The sequence below is a fragment of the Xenophilus sp. genome (genome assembly GCF_044462705.1).
GTDB classification, from domain to species: domain Bacteria; phylum Pseudomonadota; class Gammaproteobacteria; order Burkholderiales; family Burkholderiaceae_C; genus Xenophilus; species Xenophilus azovorans.
Genome location: NZ_JBIQNC010000215.1, coordinates 1 through 7,805, shown reverse-complemented (window position 1 = coordinate 7,805; position 7,805 = coordinate 1). Strand labels below are relative to the sequence as shown.

Sequence of the window (7,805 nt, the reverse complement as noted above, 5' to 3'; positions counted from 1 at the left end):
CGATCCAGCGCCGGCCCATCTTGTGCGCCACGGCGGCCGTGGTGCCGGAGCCGAGAAAGCTGTCGAGGACGAGGTCGCCGGGGTTGGTGGCGATGTGAAAGATACGCTCAAGCAAGCCCTCCGGCTTGGGGTTGTCGAAGACTGGACTGTCCGGAAGGAGCTGAAGCATGCCCCTTTTGGCCTCATCGTTGGTCCCAACATCCACGGCCGGCCAAATGGTTTCAGGAGTAAGCCCCTTTTCTTCGTAGTCGCGCAGAAACTTCTTTGCGCGGGGTGCGTTGTCGCCATCAGCGCCAAACCAAATATTCCCTGCCGAAATCTCCTCCTGCATCCGGTCCTTCGTGTAGAGCCAGCAACGCCCTTTCGGCGGGTCGATCGTCCGCCCCGAAGGGAGCGTCAATCGGTAGAACTGGCTCGGGGTTGCGTGGCCAGCTTGTGCATTGACGGAAACGGACTGCCAGGGACCACGAGGATCGTTGTCCGGATTCTTGTATCGCGCCAGCACTTCCTGGCTGAGTCCGAGGGCGTTTCGCACCTCCTCGAAGCTGCGCTTGTTCCTGCCGTAAACGAAGAGATGGTCATGGTTGAATGAGAACACGCGTCGGTTCTCTCGTGACCTCCGCTTCTCCCAGATCACATTGGCCACAAAATTCCCCCGCCCAAACACCTCATCCATCAGCACCTTGAGGTAGTGCCCCTCGTTGTCGTCGATGGTCACCCAGATAGAGCCGTCCTCCCGCAGCAGCTCGCGCAGCAGTTGCAGACGCGGCAGCATCATGGAGAGCCATTGCGCATGCTCCAGGTTGTCGTCGTAGTGCTCGAAGGCGCTGCGGGTGTTGTAGGGCGGGTCGATGAAGACGCACTTGACCTGCCCCCGGTGGAACGGCAGCAGCGCCTTCAAGGCCTCGAGGTTGTCGCCCTGGATCAGCAGGTTGTCTTGCGCTGCTTGCGCGTCGCCGTGGATGGAGACGGCGTCCAGCAGGCGGTAAGGCACCTGCGCGGCGGTGGTGAAAGCGGTGTCGCGATTGAGCCAGTCGAGGGTGGGCATGTCAGACGGTCGAAGGCCCGCAGCGCGGGCACAGGATAAGCCCGCGATTGTGGTGCAGACGCCTCCCGGGCCTGCGCCCGCGGCTCAATGAATCGCCGCGGCGACGATGATGGAAATGCCCAGGCACATGGCGGCCACCACCATGGCCAGCGCCTTGTTCTGCTTCTCGACGATCTCGGCCCACAGGTCGACCGGCGTGAGCTTGTCGATGATGAGGAAGCACACCCAGAACACCACCACGCCGATGACGGCGTACAGCAGCGACCCGAGGATCACCGCCGGCTTGAGCCATTCAAATCCCATCATGAGGACCTCCGGAAAAAGTTGTTGCGCTCACTTGTGGCCTCCGCCGCTGGAGTAGCCGCCGTACGAACCGCCCGAGCTGCGGTAGCCGCTGCCGCCGGACGAACTGGTGCAGGTGGACAGGACGATCATCAGGAAGATGATGACCACCGCGATCACGATGATGGTGCCGCAGCCCAGCCCGGAGGCGGCGCTCACCGGCGAGGCGTCGGCGCGCCGGAACAGGTCCTTCTTCGCATCGAGCTTGAAGGCGGCCGCCACCGCCGCGCTGTCGATCTTGCTGCCGTGCGACCAGGTCACCTCGTCGCCGCCGCGCTCCATCGAGAGGATGCCGCCCTTGCCGTCGGCGTAGTCGCGGTTGCTGGTCTTCTGGCCGCGCGCCACCTGCCAGTAGAACTCGCCGAGCACGTAGGTGGTCTCGGCCTCGTAGGCGTACTGCTGGCGGTAGGTGCGGCCCAGGTAGCGGGCCGTCTGGCCGCCCTGCGCGAGGGTCGGCGCGCCGGTGGTCGGGCGCACGGCGCTCCAGCCGTCCTCCGCGTCGACCAGGAAGAGGAAACCGCGCTTCCTGTTGTAGAGCAGGTACTCGTCCCAGCCGAACTGCTCGTCATCGCCGGGCTCCTGGCCCATGCGGTGCTGGAAGCCGACCACCTGCCAGGACGTGCCGTGCAGCTGCCCGGTGCTGCCCAGGGCGATCAGCGGCCGCACCGGCTCGCGCTGGGTGGCGTACTTCAGCTCGCCGCCGATGCCGCTGCTGGTGTCGATGATGCTGCTGCACTGCGGGCAGGTGACGCTCTTGGTGTCGGCCAGGTGGAGCGTGACCGGCGAGCCGCAGTTCGGGCAGTTGAAGCTGCGGCCCGTGTCTTCCTTCGCCGACTCGGCGCGCAGGCCGCTCAGCTGCAACTCGTCCAGCTGCACCGAGCGGCCCAGCCACGCGCCGGGCGGGTCGCTGTCGTATTCCAGGCTGAGCACCAGCCCCTGCTCGTTGCGCAGCTCCACCACGCGGAAGGGCTGGCCGAGGGCGGGCAGGCGCGGCAGCTCGCCCTGGGCGGAGACCAGCCGCGCCTCCTGGCTCGACGCGGTGGTGAAGGGGCGCCCGTCGATGGCGGTGGTGACGCCCACGCGCAGGCTGTCGGCCGCGGGCGCCGGGCGCTGCAGCGGGTAGGGCAGCGAGAAGACGAAGGCGCCGTTGTCCTCGCCGAGCACGCCGATGCGGTCCTCGCCCTCGCCGTCGAGCTGCGCGATCCACTCCGTCCAGCGCCCGCCCTCGTAGGCGTACTGCAGGCGGCCGACGAGGGTGAAGGGCTTGTCCTGGATGCGCCCGGTGGCGAAGAGCTGCAGCGGGCTGAAGTCGTCGAACAGCTCCGCCATCTTGCCGATGCGCGCAAGCTGCTCGCCCTGCCGCGCGACGGTGCTCTGGCAGTAGGGGCAGACGGCGAAGGCCGACTGCGCCGAGCGGAATTCCACCGGCGCGCCGCAGCCGGGGCAGGGCGCCCGGTAGTGGCGCTGGCTGCCGCTGTCCTCGGTCATCGATGCCTAGACGAGTTTCTTCAGGAGCTCGGCCTTCTTGGCGTCGAACTCCTCCTGCGTCAGGATGCCCTTGTCCTTGAGCTCGCCCAGCTTCTCCAGCGTGGCCATCACGTCGCTGGCGCTCACCGCGGCCACCGGGGCCGCCGCTGCCACGGCCGCCTGCGCGGCGGCCTGCGGGTTCAGGCCCTGCGCGAGGTTCTGCGCCAGCACCTGGCCCAGCGCCACGCCGGCGCCCAGGCCCATCGCGTCGCCCGCGATGCCGCTGCCGCCCTGGCCCGCGCCTTCGGCGAACTTCGGGATCGCCTGCGCCGTCTGGTACTGCATGAACTTGCCCATGTCGTTGCCGACCATGCCCATGCCGATGCGCTGGTCGAGGATCTTCTGCAGCTCCTCGGGCAGCGAGACGTTCTGCACCGTCATCGCCTCCAGCTTCAGGCCGATCTTGCCGAACTCGGGGTTCAGCTGCGCCATCAGCGCGTTGGCGAACTGGATCTGGTTGGCCGCCAGGTCCAGGAAGGGCACGCCGCTGGCGGCGATGGCGTTGCTGATGTTCTGCAGCACCAGGCCGCGCAGCTGGCCGTCGAGGTCGGCCACGGTGTAGGTGTCGCGCGTGCCGGAGATCTCGGTGTGGAACAGCTTCGGGTCGGCGACGCGGAAGGCGTAGTTGCCGAAGGCGCGCAGCCGCACGGCGCCGAAGTCCTTGTCGCGGATGGTGATGGGCTGCGGCGTGCCCCACTTCTGGTCGACCTGCTGGCGGGTGCTGAAGAAGTAGACGTCGCTCTTGAAGGGCGACTCGAAGAGCTTGTCCCAGTTCTTCAGGTAGGTGAGGACCGGCAGCGTCTGCGTCGTCAGCTTGTACATGCCGGGGCCGAAGACGTCGGCCACCTGCCCCTCGTTGACGAACACCGCCATCTGCGACTCGCGCACGGTGAGCGAGGCGCCGTTCTGGATCTCCATCTCCTGCATCGGGAAGCGCCAGGCGAGCGTGCCGTCGCCGGTCTCCGTCCACTGGATGATGTCGATGAACTGCTTCTTGATGAAATCCATCAGGGCCATGGTGCGCGCTCCTCGCTCGGCGGGGTGGGATGGGACGCGGATATTGCCATAGCCGGGGCACCCGCCCCGACCGGCCATGCGGCCTATGGCATGCATGGCCTCATGCGCAAGCGGCAGCGGCATGCCGCAAGGCCGCGTCCTACAATCGACGCCCCTTTTCGACACGACAGACAACCCCGCGCGCCGGCCATCGAGCCCACCGCATGCGAGCGCCCACACGGGGATCCAAGGAGCCGCCTTCCATGTCCGAGTCCCAGAACCTGAGCGCCGAAGACAAGCGCGCCCAGTTGCGCAGCGCCGCGCTCGCCTATCACGAGCTGCCGGTGCCCGGCAAGATCGCCATCTCGGCCACCAAGCAGATGCTCAACCAGCGCGACCTGTCGCTGGCCTACTCGCCCGGCGTGGCCGCGCCCTGCGAAGAGATCGTCAAGGATCCGGCCAACGCCTTCAAGTACACCGCCCGCGGCAACCTGGTGGCCGTCATCAGCAACGGCACTGCCGTGCTCGGCCTGGGCGACATCGGCCCGCTGGCCTCCAAGCCGGTGATGGAAGGCAAGGGCGTCCTGTTCAAGAAGTTCGCCGGCGTCGACGTGTTCGACATCGAGATCGACGAGAAGGACCCGAAGAAGCTGGTCGAGGTGATCGCCGCGCTGGAGCCCACCTTCGGCGCCATCAACCTCGAGGACATCAAGGCGCCGGACTGCTTCTACGTCGAGCGCGAGCTGCGCAAGCGCATGAAGATCCCGGTCTTCCACGACGACCAGCACGGCACCGCCATCACCGTGGCCGCGGCGATGGTCAACGCGCTGAAGGTGGCGGGCAAGGACATCGGCCAGGTCAAGCTGGTCGCCTCCGGCGCCGGCGCGGCCGCGCTGGCCTGCCTGAACCTGCTGCTGAAGGTGGGCCTGAAGCGCGGGAACGTCTACGTGACCGACCTGGCCGGCGTGGTCTACGAGGGCCGCACCGAGCTGATGGACGATGACAAGGCCCAGTTCGCGCAGAAGACCGAGGCGCGCACGCTGGGCGAGGTGATCGAGGGCGCCGACGTGTTCCTGGGCCTGTCGGCCGGCAACGTGCTCAAGCCCGAGATGGTGGCCAAGATGGCCGCCCATCCGGTGATCTTCGCGCTGGCCAACCCCAACCCGGAGATCATGCCGGAGGCGGCGCACGGCGTGCGCGGCGACGTGATCATGGCCACGGGGCGCACCGACTACCCGAACCAGGTCAACAACGTCCTGTGCTTCCCCTACATCTTCCGCGGCGCGCTGGACTGCGGCGCCACCACCATCACCGACGAGATGGAGATCGCCGCAGTGCACGCCATCGCCGACCTGGCGCAGGCCGAGCAGAGCGAGAAGGTGGCCGCCGCCTATGTGGGCGAGAAGCTCAGCTTCGGCCCCGAATATCTGATCCCCAAGCCCTTCGATCCGCGGCTGATGATGAAGATCGCGCCCGCGGTCGCCAAGGCGGCCGAGGCCAGCGGCGTGGCCGCGCGCCCGATCAAGGACCTGGACGCCTACCGCGACAAGCTGCAGAACTTCGTCTATGCCTCCGGCACGACGATGAAGCCCATCTTCGACGCCGCCAAGCGCGCCGCCAAGAAGCGCGTGGCCTTCGCCGAGGGCGAGGAGGAGCGCGTGCTGCGCGCCTGCCAGATCGTGGTGGACGAGGGCATCGCCCGGCCCACGCTGATCGGCCGGCCGGCCATCATCGCGCAGCGCGTCGAGAAGTTCGGCCTGCGCCTCTCGGAAGGGCGCGACTACGACGTCGTCAACACCGACTTCGACGAGCGCTACCGCGACTTCTGGCAGACCTACCACCGCATGACCGAGCGCAAGGGCATCACCATGCAGGTGGCCAAGATCGAGATGCGCCGGCGCCTGACGCTGATCGGCGCCATGATGCTGCACAAGGGCGAGGTGGACGGCCTGATCTGCGGCACCTGGGGCACCACCGCCAACCACCTGCACTACATCGACCAGGTGATCGGCAAGCGCCCCGGCGGCAGCGCCAGCACCCCGCAGGACGTGCCCATCTACGCCTGCATGAACGGCCTGATGCTGCCCGAGCGCCAGGTCTTCCTGGTCGACACCCACGTCAACTACGACCCGACCCCCGAGGAACTGGCCGAGATCACCACCATGGCGGCCGAGGAGATGATGCGCTTCGGCCTCAAGCCCAAGGCGGCGCTGCTGTCGCACTCCAACTTCGGCACCAGCGAGCACCCCAGCGCGCTGAAGATGCGGCGCACGCTGGAGTTGCTGCGTGTCCAGTCGCCCTGGCTGGAGGTGGACGGCGAAATGCACGGCGACGTGGCCCTCGACGGCCGCCAGCGCATGGCCGTCATGCCCCACAGCGCCCTGGCAGGAGACGCCAACCTGCTGGTGTTCCCGAACATCGACGCCGCCAACATCGCCTACAACCTGCTGAAGACGGCGGCGGGCGGCAACATCGCCATCGGGCCGGTGCTGCTCGGTGCGGCCAAACCTGTGCACATTCTCACGGCCAGCGCCACTGTGAGGCGCATCGTGAACATGGCTGCCCTCACGGTGGCCGACGCCAACGCCGACCGCTGAAGGCTTACACCGACAGCGTGCGCTAACTTATCTGCACAGCAGCACCCCCTGGCACCTGCCCAATCCTTGGGCAGGCGCTTGCTTTTTGGGCAGGGCTGATGCACACTGGCGGGCTTGAGTTTGCGGGTTAACCCGTAAGTCAAAGCCCGCATCTTCAGCCTTTCGCGCCTTGATGGCAGCAACCATGGCGGCAGCCGCCCCGCGTTCTTTTTCGGCATCCAAGTTAGCGCTTACTGGCGTTTTCGTGGCGACCGTCTGGGCGGGGATGGCAGGTGGCCTGGACGCCTCGGCGCGGGAGACGGCAGGTGGTGGCGTGGAAGCGGCGGCCGAAAACCGGGCGCGTTCGATCACGCTGGCGGAGTTGCCCGAGCAGGGCAGGCAGACCTACCGGACCATCCTCGCCGGCGGCCCGTTCCGCCACGACAAGGACGGCACGGTGTTCGGCAACCGCGAGCGGCTGCTCCCCAGGGAGCGGCGCGGCCACTACCGCGAGTACACGGTCCCCACGCCCGGGGTTCGCCATCGCGGCGCCCGTCGCATCGTCTGCGGCGGCCGTCCGACGCAGCCCGAGGCCTGCTGGTACACCGCGGACCACTATGCGAGTTTCAGGAAGATCGTTCCATGAGGCACGGTCTTCGTCGGCAGGGGTGACGCACCGACGCGTCCGGGAGATTTTTCGTTGATCACCATGGAAACCAAGACGGAGATGAATCAGCAGCCCCTTCGGGGCGTGCGGCCGAACATCGTGCAGTCGATCCGCGCCTTTCGCGTGAGCGACCTGCAGGAGGCCGCGCAGGCGGCTGGCCAGCACTTCCTGTACGCCAACCTGGCCAATGCGCAGAGCAAGCAGGACGTGCTCGACCTGATCGCGCAGCAGTTCATGTTCCCGGCCCACTTCGGCAAGAACTTCGACGCGCTGTACGACTGCATGACCGACCCGCTGCACAAGTCGGGCCCGCAGCCGGGCTTCGTGGTGGTGCTGGAGCAGATCCCGGCCACGGCCAAGTTCGACAAGGAAGCGCGCGAACAGTTGCTGGACATCTTCCGGGATGCGGCGGACTACTGGGGGGACCGCAAGGTACCCTTCCGATGCTTCTATTCTTTTCTGTAGCCCGTTCCGCACAAGCAGGCCAAGCGGAACGGGCGAACGAGGCCCAGGTGGCAGGCGCGCAGGGCGCCGCCGTGAACGGCATCCCTCTGGAGGCGGACCCCGCCGCGGAGAAGATGCCCACCGACAAGCTGGTGGACGTGTCGCCGCTGGCGCTGCGCATGAGCAGCCCCTTCAACAGCAGCTA

Annotated in this window: 7 protein-coding genes; 3 read left to right on the top strand and 4 right to left on the bottom strand. The window is 67.2% G+C overall.

The window, feature by feature from the left end; all coding sequences use genetic code 11:
• The 4 genes from ACIY1X_RS22515 to ACIY1X_RS22500 form a co-directional block, all read right to left on the bottom strand.
• The coding region (locus ACIY1X_RS22515; protein ID WP_399684901.1) for a site-specific DNA-methyltransferase at positions 1–1,048 on the bottom strand (1,048 nt) is incomplete at its 3' end.
• 84 nt (positions 1,049–1,132) lie between these two features.
• On the bottom strand, positions 1,133–1,351 hold the full coding sequence (locus ACIY1X_RS22510) for a DUF350 domain-containing protein (RefSeq protein ID WP_399684904.1): 219 nt from the start codon (positions 1,349–1,351) through the stop codon (positions 1,133–1,135).
• 30 nt (positions 1,352–1,381) lie between these two features.
• On the bottom strand, positions 1,382–2,878 hold the full coding sequence (locus ACIY1X_RS22505; protein ID WP_399684899.1) for a DUF4178 domain-containing protein: 1,497 nt from the start codon (positions 2,876–2,878) through the stop codon (positions 1,382–1,384).
• A gap of 6 nt (positions 2,879–2,884) precedes the next feature.
• A complete protein-coding gene (locus ACIY1X_RS22500; protein WP_038202334.1) occupies positions 2,885–3,934 on the bottom strand; it encodes an SPFH domain-containing protein in 1,050 nt (349 codons plus the stop codon).
• Positions 3,935–4,176: 242 nt separating this feature from the next.
• On the opposite strand from ACIY1X_RS22500, the gene ACIY1X_RS22495 reads away from it, so the two are divergent.
• The 3 genes from ACIY1X_RS22495 (at position 4,177) to ACIY1X_RS22485 (ending at position 7,621) form a co-directional block, all read left to right on the top strand.
• Positions 4,177–6,510, top strand: a complete 2,334-nt coding sequence (locus tag ACIY1X_RS22495; RefSeq protein ID WP_399684896.1) for an NADP-dependent malic enzyme — start codon at positions 4,177–4,179, stop codon at positions 6,508–6,510.
• Between the two features lie 184 nt (positions 6,511–6,694).
• The gene (locus ACIY1X_RS22490) at positions 6,695–7,135 is read left to right on the top strand and encodes a ribonuclease domain-containing protein (RefSeq protein ID WP_399684894.1); all 441 of its coding nucleotides are present in this window, start codon (positions 6,695–6,697) and stop codon (positions 7,133–7,135) included.
• Between the two features lie 63 nt (positions 7,136–7,198).
• Positions 7,199–7,621: a barstar family protein gene (locus ACIY1X_RS22485; RefSeq protein WP_038202760.1), complete on the top strand. Its 423-nt coding sequence runs from the start codon at positions 7,199–7,201 to the stop codon at positions 7,619–7,621.
• Positions 7,622–7,805: the final 184 nt, after the last annotated feature.